Genomic DNA, 17455 nt, shown 5'->3' on the forward strand with positions numbered 1-17455 from the left:
GCTCCCCTTTTCGAAAATAATAGAAGGACCGTGGCACATAAATTTACGCGGCTTGCGGAGGGCGCGGTCGTTGGGTTTGGGCCAAGGTGATCACGGCGGTTTCCTTGTTCTGGATCGGGACCAAATCACGCGGCCACATGTTTGCGGAACCAATCAGCAGCGTTATTTTTAACCTGCATTGTTGCCCACTGTCCGGGTGATTGGATCTGGACTACGAGGAGCCCATCGTCGGCGTCCATGTGTTGCGCAAGCAGATCTCGAATGGTCGTTGCGGCACCATTCATATGTCCGACCCAGACTGATTCAAGCGGTGAGATGCAACCCCAATCGCGCAAGGTATTTAGAAGCTGATTATAGTTTCGAACCTTGCGAAGGTCGTAACTTATCAAATAGGGGGCTGCCATGATGGTCTCCGAACTAGTTGCATAAGAAACTGGTCATGCACGCGGTGAGCCGGCAAGCGTCGTTTCAACTTCTAGGATATTTTCCACGTCATTTACAGAACAGGGCCTGGCACGAGGGCCGGAATTAAGATCCCAACCCGGCGAGCCCGTCGCCCTTTTCCTATCGCGTGAGAAACTGCACGGTATTAAACCGGCCGATCACGTCCTCAACAGATTCGCTCACGGCTCTCGTCACGACGCCGTTGCCCTGAGGAATAGCTAGCGCAAGGATTGTTCCCGTTCCTTCTCCATCTTGGTACACAGCGGCGACATGATCGACGTTGATATGAATCGGAGCTTTGGTAGTCGTCCACGTCAGCTTAACAAATGCCATCTCCGTACTCCCTTGTTGTGATACCAGAATTGAATAACGGGTGGTCAGAGTCCATGAAAATCTGAGTATTCATGGGAGGCAGAAAACTATATCACACTCCGGCGATCCATGTTGTCACCCAACTATCCCCCGGGGTGGGGCGCCGGAAGTGGAGATCGACGACCCAACTCGGCCCGATGGAAGAAATGCTGGTCCACGTCGCCAAGTTCCTGAATAAGCTTCGCAATATCCTCACGTTCGAAAGATACATCGTGTCCGAAAGCTTGGATATGCAATAACATTTTTAGCGAGATCGGGGCCGACGCCTTCAGGTAATCAACGGCATCTCGCGTGGTGGGAAAGGTCTTTTCCTCGGTAGAAAAGTTGTCCAGTACAACCGTAGCCATCGTCGCTGTCGCCGCAAATTGCGAAAGTCTCCTTAGCGCTAAAGTGTTTGCTCATTTCAATTACTCCAATTGTACGCTTCAGGCTCGATGTCTATCCCGATCAACAAGGCCATCGATATGATCGAGTCAGTTGAGCATCAGGGGGACTGAGCGCAGTCGGCCTTAACCCTTGCTTCAACAACATTCTACGCCGGAGACATTTTGATGAAGTAGTTGTCTCCGGGGCGTGTGTGGTTCTGAAGTTCTTCCTCCATGGCTGTGGCTTCGGTTCTACTGTCAGTTAGCCGGTTGCGCGTATCGTCCGTATGTATCGCACGGACATAGTATCGCATTTGGGCGTCCTCGGGCTACCGGTAGAAATGGTCCGGAAGGGCTTTCTGATCACTGTTGTTCATTGGATCTACAACATGGGACGGATACCTAAGTTCCTCCGCCGGCACCTGCGACTTTGAGGCAACTCGCAATTTCGGGTCCTCGCGCTACTTCCCCTTTAGAAGGAGCGCTAACTTGGAAAATCTGAAAGAATTTGCTTCAAGCACGAATGGCGATCGATGGTTTCTTGGCATCAATCCTGCCACCAATAGAGAAGTCGTCGTTCATCTTGGGAACTCATCGTCGGGCGGGCACGAAACGATTATCCCCGTGAGTTCATTCTTGAACCAACGGCCGTTTGGTCCGGAACATCAGGCTTTAGACTTATTGCTCGCAGATCGAAGAGCGAACGAGAGCGAGGCCCCCGAGACAAGGGCCGACGAGCGGTAGGCAACATTCTGTCGTGAGACCTGGCACCGGATCCTGAACCACCTGGCACTCTATTTTCCCGAGCTCGCCCATGCTGGCAATAGCCGGTCGGACTGGTTTTGGCGTTGATCGAACGCTTCCCGACACCCGTTCACTTCGCTCGGACGCGAGGCTTTTGTTGCGGAAGCGTGGTCGCTCGTTGGCCGTAAAGTCTCAAAAGCACGATGAATCAATGATATCTTCGAGACAGCCTGCTCATCGGTAGCGCTGCCTATAGCCGAAGACGCCGTCGCGATCAGCATGTTCCGCATGATTATTGGCCAGGGACGAGGCTTGATCCGTGAACGCAATCGCACTGAGCAAATCGCTCAGTCGCTGCTGGCAGACCATCAGGACTATCAGCTCCTGTGAGCTGGCGAAGACGCTTCATCTCCGAGGGCATCAGGCGGCGTATTTTTTGCGCCAGTTGTAAAAGGTCGCGTCCGAAATTCCTGCCTTGCGGCAGACCTCACCGATCGGTGTCCCATCCTCTGCCTCCTTCACACAAACGCGATCTGCGCTTCCGAAAACTTCGAGACCTTCATCGAATTCTCCTCTTCTTCCCATCAGGGAGCATAAGTGGAAAATTTCAGTTCCAAATGGCCTAATTTATTGGGGGCACGTTAAGATGTTCCACACTGATCGACTAGAAACCCGAGGCCGGCCACGAACTGTGATGAAACAAGCCTTCGCCGGCCTGACGATCGGCGGTATCGTTGCCTATACTGGTGATGGCACCGTCTCTGCTATTCGCCACTGGCTGAAGATTAATTGATCGGCCACTCAAAAAGCGGGTGGACCGCGCAAACGAACCCCCAGGGCTTAGAAGGGATCCATACAATCGAGGTCTCCGCGCGATCTGCGCGTGAAACGCAGAACCACGCTGAAAGTTCCAATTCCCGAAATTGCCATCATTGGCTGAAGATCAATTGACCCAACACACCACGATCAGCTTGCCCAGTCCGTACAAGCCGTATCCTGCCAGAAGGGCCACCATAGTCCAAAAGTGCACCTCAAACCGCCTGAACATTCTCTGCCGCTTCTTTGGCCCGATTCCCAGTGCGGATAGTGCGCGAGCACCACCAGCGCGTCTCCACGGCCTTGCCGGCGGAAAAACCAAAGCCTCCCCATTTCCCGCAGCCCGGGACGGAGCATAGGTGCTCGACATCACGTGCGCGCTGGCGCCGATGAATTACCCCGTTGCTCACGATGCGTTCCAAGCCTTGCATCTCTTTAAGCTTGTCGGAGTGCTCTTCGGCATTGCGCAACGCCTCTCTCGCCGTCGCCTCCCAGCCCTGCTGCGGCATGATGCGCCTGCGTATTCACGAGGCAAAGCCGCCGTTCCAGCGCCACTGATTTTCGTTACCTGACCTGGTTTGGTCGACCTCGATGCGGCCCACAATGTCTATAGGGAAGAACCGCCAAAACGGCAGGAGCCGAAGCGCGGATTACCCTCCGGCTCCATCGAGCCCACCATCGCTCGGGAGCGCGTCTGCGTGTGAGGCTTAAGCCTCCGCGACGAGCAGATCGGGGAGGATGAAATAGCTCTGGGTTTCTTGTGCTTACTGAACTCCACGGCCTTGGCCCCTGAGTAGCCGGCGCTGCGGCAGGGGCGGCCTCGTACCTTTTATAATTGCTTCTAGCTTGACCCTTAGCCATCGATTCTTTCTGGTTGAGCAAACGGCGCATTACCGAGCAGTGCGTGAGAGAATGCCGGCTATTTGGAGAGCGATATGAGACGCACCGTGATTGCTGTCCTGTTCGGCATAGCCGTCGCCTGCATGCCTGCCGCTTTCCTCACGGCATGCCAATCTTGTCAGCCTCCGGATGAGGGGATATGGCGGGCGCTTTAGGAGAGCTCGTCAGCGCGCCATAGGCTGGCGATGATGTACGGGTTTTCTCCCGCCATGTAGATAAGGCGATCGCCTTTGCCTTCATCGCGATCGGCCTTGTAGAGAGACGGTGACTCAGCGATTTCTCGCTCCGACAAGTGCCTCTTGGCCATTCTCTCGATCCTTGCAATGATTTGGGCTTCAGTCGCGTTCGATAGCGGGATGAACTCTTCAGAAATTATCTCGGCGCCATTCATTTCGACGATGCGCCATAGCTGCTCTTTGAAGTCCTCGACTATGTTCTTCACTTTTCCTCCAATTGGTGATGCATGCCAGTCCTAAAGAATCCACGGCATGAGAAATTTGCTCAGGCTCTCTTCAAAGGCAAGACAGCAGATGACGCATATGCGGAGGCCGGCTTCAAACCTGACCGGGGAAATGCGTCCCGCCTACAGCATAAAGACGACATCGTACAACGCGTTGCCGAGTATCTTGAGTGGGAGCAGACGGTAGACCGGGAAGCCACTGAAAAGGCGATCGACAAGCTCGCCATCACGAAAGAGCGCGTCCTGGCTGAACTGGCGGCCGGCCGAAGTCTTCTACGAATGGAGCGTCTGCTGTTGATCGTCCGGCTCATCGGTCTCATCATCGGGTCCCCGCTCAAGCAGATGACCGAGAAGGAGCAGGCCGAGATCGGCAAGATGAATGCTAAGACGGCAAAGACACCGGCCGACACTGGCACACCGAAGCGTTCATGGCAACGGCCAAACGGGCACTTGGCATCAACCTCTCTGCGGTCGTGCGGGACGAGGATCTGGCCGATTACCTGCAGGCGGCAGTCGCCCGCAACACATCGCTAATCCAGAGCCTATCCGACGACATCGTGAAGCGGATAGAGCAGACGGTCTATACCAACAGCATTGCCGGCAATTCGGTGACGACGCTCCGGAAGTCGCTTCAAGCACAGTTCGGGATCACCGATCGGCGGCTCGGCTCATCGCTCGGGACCAGACGGGCAAGTTCAATTCGGATCTGAACAAGATCAGGCAGCAGCAGGCCGGCGTTACTTCATACGTCTGATTGACGGCGCACGATGAGCGTGTTCGGCCGCTGCTCAAGAAGCTGGACGGCAACACGTACAAATGGGGAGAGCTGACGGGAGCGGAAGAAGGTCTTCCGCCAGGTCAGCCTATCAATTGTCGTTGTGTGGCCCGCGGGGTAGTGGAGTTTTGACACGATGCTCGATCTCGGCGCTCGTAAGGCGCTGGTGGTCGACCATGACGACCTCGGTACTCTCAACCGCCTGCGTTAGGCGCCGGACTTCCAGTGACAGGGCTTCAATCTTGACGTTCTGGTCAAGGATCAACTTATATCCTAGCATGATCTGGAGTTTCGCCCGGCTTCCACTCTTTGTCGAAGGCTCCTAACCCGGCGTCAGCCTTACGCACCAGATTTCCGTCTTTGTAGAGTGCCATGAGTTCCCCCTTGGTGACGAGTATGCCGATCTTACTCGACAACTAATAGTCGAGTATGTCCAGGAATTGTCCATCAAGCAATTTAGCAACGGGGCATCGTGCCCTTGCGGACCCTGCCGCTCGCGACGGGCTCCAAAGTCATGGGCCTCGGCCATAGCTTCATCGGCCTCGGAGCAGCGCAGACCTATACGGCCGGCCAGACGGCGACCGGCCATACCGGCTTCTACGAGAACCAACGCACCGTCCTTTCTTGGATCAAGGCAGCTGATGGCCGCTTCAACCTCGACATGTTCGCCGAGCTGAACAGTCCGTTTTTCGCGCCTGGCTCATTCGCGGCCTTCTCGGGGGCAATGGCCGGCAAGTCAGGCGACTGCCTCTTTCCTGTCCCCGGGCTTGAGGCGCAGTTCCCGGGCACGCTCGCGCGGACGGCCTACTCTCTGAGCCGAAGCCGGACATCGTCTATGTCGATATCGGCTATAACGATATCGTCCGCGGTCGTAGCTTGGCGGCGATCATTGCCGACTTCGATACGCAGGTGCAGCGCATCGTTGATGCTGGGGTCTACGTGATCCTGCAGACACTGAGCTGGACCAGCACGCTCGACGATCAGCCAGGCGTTGACGATCCAGCCTGGCCTGGCATCCTTGATGTCATCAATAGGTGGATTCTCGCCCAAGCCGGCCGTAATGGCGTCGTGCTCTGCAACACACTTGCCCTCGATGGCCCGGCTTCCGGCATCGCCGCGTCAATGTTCGTCGACGGGCTTCACCCGAAGCCCGATTTGATGGCGAAGCGCTCCGATATTCTCCTTCCCATCTTGCAGGGGATGGTTTCTGCAGGTGAGACGAGGTCGCTCGACCTGCTTGCCGCCTACAACATCTTTCCGCCGAAGGGCACGCCCGGAATTGCTGGCGCCAAGACCAACGTCACCGGCGATGTTGCCACCGGCATGCGCCTGGTGCGCGGCGCCGGCACATCGACCTATGTCGCCAGCAAGAAGTGGTGGCGGCCGGCAACGAGAAGCAGGTCATCACGATCACACCTGTCAACGACGCGGCCGCCGTTCATACCGTGACGTACGGGCTGCCGGCCAACCTCAGTCTCGCAACGCTCGGCCTCGTCGCCGGCGACTGGCTCGAGATCCAGATCCCGGTCGAGCTCAACGACTGGGCAGGCTGGGATTACCTGGATGGTTCTATTCGCGGACCAGTCCAGATCGGCAACACGGTCACCGTAACCGGCGGCGGCTGGACGACGGGACAACTACATCGGCGGGCGTGGAAGATCGCTCGTCTGCGGCTCGAAACTCTGGCTGCCGACGGGGCTAGCGATGACGAACATCCGGCTCGATAACCTGCTGATCTTGAGGCACCTGTGCAATACGGGCGGGACTGGCGTTGCCACGATCGGGGCGCCGGTCATTCGGAAGATCGCGAGCCCGCGCGCGGCGTGGCAGTTGGCGGCTTGAAATGCGAAACCCGCCGGAGGTTACGGCGGGTTTCAGGAGAGCAGCTTCGCGAGCAACTGCTCTCCAGCTGAAAGCTGAGGGCACTTCAGCAGAGTGAGACTTAAGAAAAGATCAGAGTTTTTCCAGCGTCCTTGGAAGAAAAAGTCGTGCAAGTAACGTCATCTCCCGTGGCCGGGCGCCGAAATCGAGCACTGATCACTGGTAGGCTTGCTGCTGATCCTCGCGCTGCATCGGCGCTGACCGAGCGTTGCCCACACTTTCTGATGCCTTGAGTTTGGCCCTCACCAGCAAGAGCAAAATCCCTGCAGCAATAAAAACCTGCAAGGAGAGGTAAATGTACAAGATCCACCACAGCATGGCTCATCCATCCTCACTTGAACAAGTCCGAACGGGTTCGATCAGATAGGTCGGTGACGATCTATCGACAAGGGGAAGTGACCGTAGGAAAAAGGTGGAGACGAGCTAGCGCCGATTGTGCGTTTGGAGAAAAACGGAGAAGGGTCTCTGAGTTAGGAATAAAGAGCCCTTCTCCCGCTGATAGTGCAGCATCAGCGCGCGCGGAAGTCTACTGGCCAGATTTTGGAAGTCGACCGGAGGTTTTGTAAATTTGCGTGACAGTCAAGCTTTCGGCCAGCGCTAAGCGCCGCGCTGAGAGGAGCAGGAGGACGAGGGGTGACGCCCTCCTGCAGCCGGGTACCGACCAATCACGCAGGCGCGACTACGGGCCGTGCATTGCTCTTCCGAACTTGCACTTGGGGAAGTGCACAAATTCGGTCGATATCAGAGGTGTATCATGAATATAATGCAATTTAAAGGCGTTTTCTCGGCTTCGTGACCGAAGGTCGGCCTGCAATAAGGGCCATTATGCGATCGAAAAAGAGCCCGCCGAGGCGGGCTAATTTAAGGGACTTGGAAACAGGAACGCTCAAACGCAGGTCTGGAGTCCATCGAACGTCCCGTACACCCTACTTCCGACGAAGCAGAAGGTTCCCTTGGCCATCAATTTGGTCCGGATTTGGGTTCCCCGCCTGAAATCTGAACGCCCACCTAACCGGCTCTAGACAAGCGGGGAGCGAAGCCATGAACTTTACTGATGCTGTCACCATCGCGGGAACGCGGCGGACCGACGACGGCTACCTTGCCGCCGAAGCGAAGGCAGTTCGGACCGGCATCCAGCTCTATACGGGTGATGAGGTCGGCAAGCCGGAATTGTCCGTCGTGCGTGTCTATCGTCCGCCGAAATCGGTCTTGGCTGACGCCAGCCTGCAGAGCTTCACTCACGCGCGCCCGTGACCATGGATCACCCGAAGGACGCGGTCACCGCGGAGAACTGGAAGGATCTGGCCGTCGGCGAGGTCAGCACGGCCGCCAAGCGCGACGGGGAGTTGGTCTATCTCCCGCTCATCCTTAAGGACGCAGCGGCAATCAAGGGCGTCGAAGGCGGCAAGCGGGAACTCTCCGCCGGCTATGTCTGCGAGCTCGTATGGGGCGACGGTGTCACGCCGGACGGCCAGCAGTTCCACGCACAGCAGACCAATATCAAAATCAACCACCCGACCGTCGTCGATCGCGCCCGGGCTGGTTCAAAGGCTCGCATCGGTGACGGTGCGAATTGGGGCATCAGCCCCGTCACCCCTGATCACAACCCGACAAAGGAAACGATCATGCCCCTGAAGACGGTTACCGTCGACGCCATCCCGGTTGAAGTAACCGATCAGGGTGCCACGGTTATCGCAACGCTGCAGCAGCTGCTTGCGGATGCCCGCTCCAAGCTGGGCACGGCAGACGCCGCGCACCTCTCCGTAATCGCTGCAAAAGACAGCGAGCTCGCCAAGAAGGATGCCGAAATCGACAGCCTGAAGGCCAAGGTGCTTTCCGACGCCGATCTCGACAAGCGTGTCCAGCAGCGTGGCGATCTCATCGCAGCCGCTGCGGTCATCGCCAAGGACGTCAAGACCACTGGTCTCTCCGACGCCGCGATCCGCAAGGCTGTCGTCGCCGCCAAGCTCGGCGATGCCGCCGTGGCCGATAAAGCAGACGCCTATATTGATGCTCGATTCGACATTCTCGTCGAGGACGCCAAGAAGGCGACCGGTGCTGACCCGTTCGTTCGGGTTCTCGCCGACGGCGTCCGCCCCGCTGCCGACGCTCACACCGGAGCCGATAAGGCTTGGTCGGACAGCGTCAACGGAAGAGCTTTGCATGGCTGCAGACGCCGCCAACGTTCACACGGCGATCGGTTTGCAATTACGAGGCAGCCCGACGGTCAAACGCGCCCGCGAGCTGCTGCAAGGCGGCGCCATCGGCCGCCTGCTGAGCGCAAACATCTATTCATCGACCGCCGGCTTTGGACCAGAGGTTCGTGACCCATACGTTTATCTCGAGGACCCGCAAAACTTCGCCAACCTCATCACCATACAGGGCGCCCATACGCTCGATCTGGCATTCGACCTTCTGGGCGAGCCCGTTGCCTCCAACAGCATGGTGTCGCGCCAGTATCCTTCAATCGCGCTCGGCGAGCAGAAGGAAATCCACCGGCGGACAACGTATGACCATCTCCTGTTTCAAGGCGCCACGGCTAAAGGCGTTTCCGTATGCATAGAGGTCGCAGGGGGGCGCACTCCCGAAGCGCCGTTTCGATTTGAGATCGTAGGCGAAAAAGGTACGCTTAATCTCCAAGGAGGTGCCGCGCGGGGCGGGGGGCGTTCTCCCGGCGATGCCAATCCTCGCTTCAAATCGGGAAATGCTGACATAGCCGTCGGGTTCAGTATATTAATGGCGTAATCACAAGCAGTCGCCGCCAGCCACCCATGGTGGAATTTTGCACAAAATTGCAACAGCACCGGTCAGGTCCCCGCATTCCCTCAAGGATTCTGTGGCGGCCGATCAGAGCGCAACCTAACACCCCCTAAATCGCAATTGCTTCATCTCGTAGCGCAGCTTTCAGAGTGATGTCATTGATGTTTTGGAAAAGCAAAATATAACAACAGCGCGGCTTCTTCCAAGGACGATGCGCGCCATCGACATCGACACGCACCCATCATTGCAACGGAAGACCGAGATGCCAAAACGAAAAATGCCGTCCATTGTCAGCACCGGAATCGAGGGTCTGAACGAGGTCCTGCGTGGCGGCTTGCCCGCATCGAACCTCTATATGCTCCAGGGTGCGCCCGGCTCGGGCAAAACTACGGCCGCACTGCAATTCTTGCGTGCTGGTGTGGAAGCCGGCGAAAGCTGCATCTACGTCACACTTTCCCAGTCTGCCGCTGAGCTTGAAGCCATTGCTTTGTCCCACGGCTGGACGCTGGACGGTATCCGCATTGAAGAACTATCAACATCTGGGGCGGTTAACGAAGCGGACGATCAGAGTATCTTTCTGACGGCGGATCTGAGGCTTGATGAAACGCGGAAGGCTATCGAAGCCGCAATCGAGGAGCACAAGCCTCGCCGGCTTGTCTATGACTCGCTTCTCGAGATCCGGCTGATCACGGGCGATTCGCCGAGGTTCCGCCGCGAGTTGATCGGCTTTAAATCGTTCCTGGCCAAACAGGACGTCGTCGCGCTTCTCCTCGACACCCAGAACTCGGCCAATGACCGCAGCGGCGAGGAAGTCGAGGGGCTTGCCCACGGCGTAATCCGCTTCGACAAATCCCTCGAGGAATATGGTGGCGTCCGCCGCCGCGTCGAGGTTTCAAAAATGCGCGGGGTACCGGTCGCTGACGGGTACCACGACATGGCAATTCGCGAAGGCGAGGGGGTCGTCGTTTTTCCGCGGATCATGCCGAGCACGGATTCGGAAGGATCAAAGCCACAACTCATTAAATCCGGTGTCGCCGAACTCGACGACATGTTTGGTGGTGGTCAAGAGGCCGGAACCACGACTTTGGTCATTGGTCAGTCCGGCACCGGAAAGTCGACGATGTCGTCGCTTTATGCGACCGCAGCGCTTGAACGTGGGGAGAGTGTTGCGCTGTTCCTCTTCGAAGAACGTCTGGAAACGTTCTTCCGCCGGTCCGAGGGGCTGGGCATGGAGCTGCGACAGTTCCATAAGGACGGCAAGCTCATCCTGCGCGACTTCAACCCCAATGAGATCTCTCCCGGGGAATTTGGCCAGATCGTCCAGGACGCGGTTACCCAGAACAAAGTGCGGGTCGTGGTGATCGACAGCTTGACGGGCTATCTCAATTCGCTTCCCCACCGCGAAAAAGCTGTCCGAGACATCCAGTCTCTTCTCAAATATCTGGCCCGCTCCGGTGTTCTCACTATGCTGATCGTTGCTCAGCATGGATTGATTGGCCAAAATGTCGGCATCGATGTTGACGTGAGTTTCCTTGGCGATACCGTCCTGCTTCTGCGGATCGTCGAGCATGAGGGGCGTCTCCGCCGCAACATCACCGTTGTCAAGAAGCGTCACGGACCCCACGACCTGAATGTCCAGGAACTGCTGATCCAGAGTGGGAGCGTCACGGTTGTTCCCTATAACCCTCTCCCTGATCCTAAATGACCCATGCTCCCGAAAGCGAACTGGACTGGGTGCTGGTCCTTGCTCCCTTTCGCAAGGATTCAGACTACATCGCTGCGTTTCTTCGCGAGCAGAGGGTTGCTGTCAAAGCCGCCAAACTTGACGACGACCTGGATCTCCTTCTCGGCCAATCACCGGGCATCATCGCCATCACGCACGAGGCTCTGAACGCGGGCGTCATAGACCGGATTGGCAATCACCTCGTCGAACAACCTGATTGGTCGGAGGTCCCGATTATTGTCCTGCTCGAACGGGCAGCATCGGTTTCGCGGATCCGCGGTCACCTCGAGCGCGAATGGCCGGGCGCCCGGCTCTTGTTCCACACCCGCCCGATCGCGCCGCTGGAGCTGGTCAACGCCATCCAATCAAACCTTTTGGTACGGCTTCGGCAGCGTCAGGTTCGCGATAATATCGAACGTGAGCGGGAGATTCGCCTGGAACTCAATCACCGCGTCAAGAACATTCTCGCCAGCGTGACCTCGATCTTCCAGATGACCAAACGTGGTGCCGCGACCGTGGAAGACCTCTCAGCCGACTTTTCAAGCCGCCTGCAGGCTTTAGCCGACGTGCACTCAGCAGTTTTCGAGGCAGGCGGGGAAGAGGTTTCGTTTTCGGCCGTCGTCGAGCTAACGGTCTCGCCATATATAAGCGGTGGAACCAGCCGGATCGTAGCGCGTGGCCCGGAACTTGTCGTCACTCGCGATGCCGCGACAACGATCGCTCTTTGTCTGCACGAACTGATCACCAACGCGATCAAGTATGGTGCGCTCTCTCAGCCCGCCGGGACCGTCGACCTCACGTGGACCGTCCACGAAACCGAGACAGGCGGCCGTTTTTTTATGAGCTGGGTCGAAACCGGGGGGCCGAGCGTGCGCGAGCCGACGCGGCAAGGCTACGGCACGCGATACATCCGCTCGGCTCTCGGATCGCTTTTCGGCTCAACGCCTGAAATGACTTATGCACCTGCGGGATTTCGTTGCCAGGCGGCAGGCCTGCTTTCACGGATGACTCCGGCAGATGCTCGGACGTGACAAGACTTATCACCCCCGACATGTTGGCTGATTACTGGATCGAACTGCCTGTACGCGCGTCACGCGATTTGTTGCGAAGAGCCAATGTCTTGTGTGGAGCGGGAAAAGATCGTGACGCCGCAGATTACTATCAAACCTCGTGGTTGAAGATGAAGTCATTGTACGCATGGATATCGCCATGTCGCTTGAGGAACAAGGCTTCGATGTTGTTGAAGCGGGCAATGCTGATGAAGCCGTCGATTTTTTGAATGCCCATTCTGATATTCGCATCATGTTCACGGACATCGACCTGCCCGGCAGCATCGACGGCCTGAAACTCGCAGCTGCGGTGAGGGATTGATGGGCGCCAGTCAGTGTCACGTCGGGTCACAGGCACATGACGGATGAGATGTTGCGGGTGGATGGGAGGTTTTTGGCAAGCCCAATGATCACTCCATAATCATAGACACGACCCGGAGAATGGTTGCCGCGGCATAATATGAGGATCTGGCTGTACCACCAGCTACAAACCGATGGGATGACGCAGGCTGCCACGCAGAGCGGCCCCTGTCGCAGTCTCGGTACTCGGTGCGTCGGTTCCAGGCGGGGTGACCCCACAATGCCGAGCGGTCAGAACTCCGAACGTGGACGTCATCGAGGCGCGGGGCGAGGAGCCGCTCGAGGCTACATTCAACAGTATCGATCAACATTTAATCGATACGGTAACTTGATCTGAAATTGCAGCTGTTAAGGAGGGCTACATTTTCGAGATGCCCCATGATGATCCTAGAATTGCAGAATGCCATTCTTGAAATGATTGCCAAAGGCGAACCGCYGCCGACCACGCTTTCGGTGCTGTGTACAAAGGTCGAAGCCGCGATTCCCGGTATCACAGTCACTGTCCTCAGATCAAATGGCGCTAGCTTGTCGACACTTGCGGCTCCGTCTCTCCCAAAATCGTATTCGGACGCGGTCGATAACCTCAAAGTCGGACTCTCGTCGGGGTCTTGCGGGGCCGCCGCCTACCTTGGATCGCCGGTCGTCGTCACCGACATAAAAACCGATCCCAGGTGGACCGATCACAGGGCACTCGCCCTCGCGCTCGGCCTGAAGGCTTGTTGGTCAAGCCCTATCAAGAGCGGCGACCGCGTCGTCGGCACATTCGCCTTCTACTACCGGGAGAACCGTGGCCCAAGCAAGCTTGAGCAAACGATCGTGGACGCTTGTGTGCATCTCTGCTCCATTGCAATCGAGCGTGAGGAACGGGTGGCGGAGCGTCAGCGTCTGACCTATACGGACGGACTTACGGGGCTGCGGAACAGAACTGCCTTCGATCTTGCTCTTCGAACCTCGCCGCTGCCTCCTAATAACGGCTGGGGAATCCTTGTAGCCGACGTCGACAATCTGAAGCTGGCCAACGACACCTTTGGTCACGCCGCCGGCGATGCTCTGATCCGCGTCGTGGCAGAACGGATCGCTGCAGCCGCAGGAAGGGAACAGACCTATCGGCTCGGTGGCGACGAATTCGCTGTCATCCTTGTCGGTGAAGGGGAACTCGATCTGCAGCGTAAAGCTGCTGAGATCCTGAGCGTACTTGAACCTCCCTCGGAGTGCGCGGGCCACGTCGTCTTTCCGGCCGTGACACTCGGCGGTGCCTTGGCGACAGATGGCGTGGATCCCGAGCAGGTCCGGCAAAATGCCGATATCGCGCTTTACCACGCCAAAGAGCATGCCCGCGGACAATTTATCGCGTTCCATTCAGGTCTCGGAACAGCGTTGACGCGCCGCTTCCGCGCAGTAAGGGACGTTAGCCTTGCGCTGTCGGAAAACCGCATCGAGACCTACTATCAACCGATCGTGCGGCTCGACACGCGAGAGGCCGTCGGCCTGGAGGCCTTGTGCCGGATGAGGACCCCGTCCGGCGACGTCATCGCGGCCGCTCATTTTCATGAGGCGACCAAAGACGCCCATGTCGCATCGGCGCTGACAGACCGGATGTTGAGCAGGGTTGCCGCGGATATGCGCGCATGGCTCGACGAGTCGCTTCCTCTACAGTATGTCGGTGTCAACCTCTCAGCCGCCGACTTCCGCAAGGGAGGACTACGAGAGAAGATATGCCGGATCTTCGAAGAGGCGGGTGTCCCTCTTGATCACTTGATTCTGGAGGTGACGGAATCCGTTTATCTCGGAGAGCGAGACCACGTGGTGGCGGATCAAATCAACGCCCTGCGATCCGAGGGCCTGAAAGTCGCACTTGATGATTTCGGGACCGGTTACGCCTCCCTGACCCATCTGCTGACCGTCCCTGTCGACATCATCAAGATCGACAAATCCTTCATCGACCGAACGAGACTGGGTGACGCCGGGATGGTGATTGTCAGGGGGTGCTTTCGATCGCAGCCGCGCTTGGTATTCGCGTGGTGGCGGAAGGTATCGAGGATGAAGATCAAGCACACCGTCTTGAAACATCTGGTTGCAAGCTCGGTCAGGGCTACTTATTCGCGGGAGCGATGGACGGCTTGAAGGCGGGACAGTTCCTGAATGCGCACGGCCAGCGGCCGATACGAGGTGGGCCCTTTTCGGAGCCCCTTCTGTACTCCAGCTAAGACATATTCCTGTTCATTTCATTAATAGTGCGAGACTTTCAGGAAGATCATACATGCTCAAACGCATCCCACTGAATCAGCTCCGGGTCGGCATGTTCATCAACGACATGGAATTCGCAACCGAGATCGATGCTGCCCGCTTCAGGCCTTTCTTGGTCTCAAAGGGAGATGATGTCAGAAGGCTTGCTGGCAGCCATGTCAGAAGCGTGGTCATCGACATTACGAAAGGCATAGATGTCGTAGGAGCTCCGACCCGGGAGGTTTCGGCGAGCTTCGAGGCCCAGTTGCTGAACGTATTTTCACGTGGAGAGATCAATCGCGCCAGACAATCCATTCAGGAGGTCGGACCGCATCTTCGTCATATGCTACAGGATGCTCGCGTAAACGGTTATTTTGCAGATGAGGCAGCAACCAGTGCGGTGGAGCGCATCATGCTGGAGACGCTCGACAACACCGGCGCGCTGGTTGCTGTTGCCAAGCTGAAGGAGAAGGATGAGACCACATTCCTCCACTCGCTCGCGGTCAGCGCTCTGATGATCGCATTCGGGCGCTGCCTCGGTCACGGGCAAAACGAGGTCCGCGTTCTGGGTCTTGGCGGTCTTGTGCACGATCTCGGAAAGATGGCCATTCCTGACGACGTTCTGAACAAACCGGGCAAACTGACTGCCGAGGAAATGGATCTCGTTCGCACCCATCCGCAAAAGGGCTACGAGATGGTGGCGAAAGCAGGCTCGGCGCCGCCTGAAGTACTCGACATCTGTCGTTTTCACCATGAGCGATATGATGGCGGCGGTTATCCCGATCGCCTTTCTGGAAGGAAGATCCCTTACGTTGCGCGCGTTGCTGCCATTTGCGACGTCTACGAGGTACTGACAACCGTCCGCCCCTACAAGCCGGCTTTCTCACAGGCCGAGGCCATCAATATGATGATGAACTCTCCCGGTCATTTCGACCAGAAGCTCTTGTCGGCATTCGTCTCGAATATGGTCATCAGTGGCACGCTGCACTGATATAGGCATCCGATATCTACGGCGGGTCGGGCGTCGAGCGGTTATGCGGCAGGTCGCCGCGCCGGCGCCCTCTTCATCATAGTCAGCGACCGTTCGCTTTCATCCTCAGGCTTTTGATTGGATCTGGCTAGGATAGTAGTGTGAGACCAGGCGAAAGCCGCGCGCTGCAGTCGGAGGTCAGCATTTCTTTTTCCTCACGACCTTGTTCCCTCGTGGCCCGCTCAGGGTCGGACTTGATCCGCAAAAAACAGGGATCATCCGAGCTGTTCCAGGGAAAAAGGAGTTAAAAGTTTTGTCTCGCCTACTTTTGCGCGATGCGTTTTGGCAATGAGTTCGCATAGGCGGCGGCTTCCCCAGAATACGGAAACTCGTCACCGATCTGGCGATCACCGTCGAAGACTTTGAAGGTTGGCCCTTCGAGCTCGACGATCTTGTATCCGTTTACGTATTCGAACTTTGGCGTTTTCCAGCCCATCGGAAGCCCTTCAGTCGGGCCACCATCTCGATTGCCGAAATGGTGGCGTATACCCACAGAAGCTTCCATGTATCAGGCGGATAGGTAAAAAACGACCAGCAAAATGCGGTGGACCAACTATCAGCCGCCATTCAAATTAGGTGTCACTGGGCGTCGACACCCCAAGTCGAAAAGATGGTCTAGCCTCTCAGATGATGTTGCGCCTTATTACTGCCGGAGCTTCCTTCCGCGCTCCTCCAACGCGATGCTTGAAAGGGTTCATCATGACCACTGGCACAGTAAAATGGTTCAATTCCACCAAGGGCTTCGGCTTCATCCAGCCTGACAACGGCGGCGCTGACGCCTTCGTTCATATCTCGGCTGTCGAGCACGCTGAATGCGAGATTGATCTCGAGGATCTGCGCTCTGAAAACATCATCTCCTTTTCCCGCCAGAACCGCTCCTACAGCGAGCGGTACTTTACCGAGAAGTTCGAGGAGTACGATCTGACCGACAATGTCGCCTATACCTGCGACGACACCTTCTCGCTGGTGTCGCTGGTCTCAGCCGGTCTTGGCATCGGCTTCGTGCCGGAATGGACACAGGATCTGCCAAACCGCGGGTTCGAACTGAAGAAGGTGAGGGGCGTCGCCGTATTTTGATAGCGTCTCGACCGGCTCCATGGGATTACGCTCGGCCTTCCAAGCGTCGAGCCGGTCATTCCAAACTTTAGCGGCCGCGATCAGCTGGTTTTGCGGAAGATTCTCGCCGAGCGCGGCGCTCAGATAGGGGCAGCCGGCTCTTCGGTACAGGCTAGGGTTCCACAGGCACCAACAGTATGCCTCCGGCACGCCGCTTACGCTTCCTGGTCGATCGCCCTGTCCAGATCGATCTTCCCCCACGCTCTGAACTTCCCTTTGYCTGTRCCGGTGTCGAGAACGGCTTCGGCCATATCGTACCCACACACGGCTCAGGAAGGCGTCAAYCGTCATCTCGCCGGCATAGGCGGCAGCATGCTCGTCCCTGAGGACAGCAGGCCAGCAATCAATGGGTATTTCAGCGTGCTTAGTCATTCTCTCCCCGGTTCCCACAGGGGGCTTCCACTGGTGCGCCAATGGTCTGACGTCACCTCAGA

At 57.3% G+C, this 17455-nt stretch carries 14 protein-coding genes and 5 pseudogenes; 12 read left to right on the forward strand and 7 right to left on the reverse strand.

All coding sequences use genetic code 11. The features are described from left to right. Positions 1-125: 125 nt before the first annotated feature. The 3 genes and pseudogenes from AC1DF8_RS34815 to AC1DF8_RS34825 form a co-directional block, all read right to left on the reverse strand. Positions 126-404 (reverse strand): CRISPR-associated endonuclease Cas2, encoded by a 279-nt coding sequence (locus tag AC1DF8_RS34815; protein WP_018116038.1) that lies wholly within the window; start codon positions 402-404, stop codon positions 126-128. A 160-nt stretch (positions 405-564) separates the two neighbouring features. Further along, positions 565-777, reverse strand: a complete 213-nt coding sequence (locus tag AC1DF8_RS34820) for a hypothetical protein (RefSeq protein WP_018116039.1) — start codon at positions 775-777, stop codon at positions 565-567. A gap of 1536 nt (positions 778-2313) precedes the next feature. After that, positions 2314-2488 (reverse strand): annotated as a pseudogene (locus AC1DF8_RS34825) (transposase); the annotation flags it as partial. A 140-nt stretch (positions 2489-2628) separates the two neighbouring features. Here AC1DF8_RS34825 and AC1DF8_RS34830 point away from each other — a divergent pair. After that, positions 2629-2718, forward strand: a pseudogene (locus AC1DF8_RS34830) (DUF1515 domain-containing protein); the annotation flags it as partial. 238 nt (positions 2719-2956) lie between these two features. Here the strand turns inward: AC1DF8_RS34830 and AC1DF8_RS34835 are convergent. Both AC1DF8_RS34835 and AC1DF8_RS34840 read right to left on the reverse strand, forming a co-directional pair. Then, the gene (locus AC1DF8_RS34835) at positions 2957-3250 is read right to left on the reverse strand and encodes a hypothetical protein (RefSeq protein WP_162709981.1); all 294 of its coding nucleotides are present in this window, start codon (positions 3248-3250) and stop codon (positions 2957-2959) included. A 542-nt stretch (positions 3251-3792) separates the two neighbouring features. Continuing rightward, positions 3793-4083, reverse strand: a complete 291-nt coding sequence (locus AC1DF8_RS34840; protein ID WP_018116042.1) for a hypothetical protein — start codon at positions 4081-4083, stop codon at positions 3793-3795. Between the two features lie 446 nt (positions 4084-4529). Between AC1DF8_RS34840 and AC1DF8_RS34845 the strand changes: the two genes are divergently transcribed. The 3 genes from AC1DF8_RS34845 (at position 4530) to AC1DF8_RS34855 (ending at position 6603) form a co-directional block, all read left to right on the forward strand. Continuing rightward, positions 4530-4811, forward strand: coding sequence for a hypothetical protein (locus AC1DF8_RS34845; protein ID WP_478157319.1), 282 nt, complete (start codon positions 4530-4532; stop codon positions 4809-4811). A 923-nt stretch (positions 4812-5734) separates the two neighbouring features. Then, a complete protein-coding gene (locus AC1DF8_RS34850; protein ID WP_478157329.1) occupies positions 5735-6325 on the forward strand; it encodes a hypothetical protein in 591 nt (196 codons plus the stop codon). After that, entirely contained in the window at positions 6322-6603 is a 282-nt protein-coding gene (locus tag AC1DF8_RS34855) for a hypothetical protein (RefSeq protein WP_478157321.1), read from the forward strand. Before AC1DF8_RS34850 ends, AC1DF8_RS34855 begins: the two co-directional genes overlap by 4 nt. Before the next feature lie 310 nt (positions 6604-6913). Here AC1DF8_RS34855 and AC1DF8_RS34860 read toward each other — a convergent pair whose 3' ends face one another. Then, positions 6914-7075, reverse strand: coding sequence for a hypothetical protein (locus tag AC1DF8_RS34860; RefSeq protein ID WP_018116047.1), 162 nt, complete (start codon positions 7073-7075; stop codon positions 6914-6916). 723 nt (positions 7076-7798) lie between these two features. Between AC1DF8_RS34860 and AC1DF8_RS34865 the strand changes: the two are divergent. The 7 genes and pseudogenes from AC1DF8_RS34865 to AC1DF8_RS34895 all read left to right on the forward strand — a co-directional run. Further along, positions 7799-8904: pseudogene (locus AC1DF8_RS34865) on the forward strand (DUF2213 domain-containing protein); the annotation flags it as partial. A 16-nt stretch (positions 8905-8920) separates the two neighbouring features. Next, on the forward strand, positions 8921-9502 hold the full coding sequence (locus AC1DF8_RS34870; RefSeq protein ID WP_478157324.1) for a Gfo/Idh/MocA family protein: 582 nt from the start codon (positions 8921-8923) through the stop codon (positions 9500-9502). A 277-nt stretch (positions 9503-9779) separates the two neighbouring features. After that, positions 9780-11222, forward strand: coding sequence for a DUF7125 family protein (locus tag AC1DF8_RS34875; RefSeq protein WP_018116048.1), 1443 nt, complete (start codon positions 9780-9782; stop codon positions 11220-11222). After that, positions 11219-12271 (forward strand): sensor histidine kinase, encoded by a 1053-nt coding sequence (locus tag AC1DF8_RS34880; RefSeq protein WP_478157326.1) that lies wholly within the window; start codon positions 11219-11221, stop codon positions 12269-12271. The genes AC1DF8_RS34875 and AC1DF8_RS34880 overlap by 4 nt, the downstream gene beginning before the upstream one ends. Positions 12272-12437: 166 nt before the next feature. After that, positions 12438-12611 (forward strand): response regulator, encoded by a 174-nt coding sequence (locus AC1DF8_RS34885; RefSeq protein ID WP_246781802.1) that lies wholly within the window; start codon positions 12438-12440, stop codon positions 12609-12611. A gap of 419 nt (positions 12612-13030) precedes the next feature. Then, positions 13031-14856 (forward strand): annotated as a pseudogene (locus AC1DF8_RS34890) (bifunctional diguanylate cyclase/phosphodiesterase). A 53-nt stretch (positions 14857-14909) separates the two neighbouring features. Next, complete coding sequence (locus AC1DF8_RS34895; protein ID WP_018116052.1) at positions 14910-15866, forward strand: HD-GYP domain-containing protein; 957 nt, start codon at positions 14910-14912, stop codon at positions 15864-15866. 301 nt (positions 15867-16167) lie between these two features. Here AC1DF8_RS34895 and AC1DF8_RS34900 read toward each other — a convergent pair whose 3' ends face one another. Continuing rightward, positions 16168-16398: a hypothetical protein gene (locus AC1DF8_RS34900; protein WP_162709980.1), complete on the reverse strand. Its 231-nt coding sequence runs from the start codon at positions 16396-16398 to the stop codon at positions 16168-16170. A 251-nt stretch (positions 16399-16649) separates the two neighbouring features. Between AC1DF8_RS34900 and AC1DF8_RS34905 the strand changes: the two are divergent. Then, positions 16650-16970 (forward strand): annotated as a pseudogene (locus tag AC1DF8_RS34905) (LysR substrate-binding domain-containing protein); the annotation flags it as partial. Positions 16971-17455 lie beyond the last annotated feature (485 nt).

It is taken from the genome of Rhizobium sp. 05N49 (assembly GCF_056396805.1).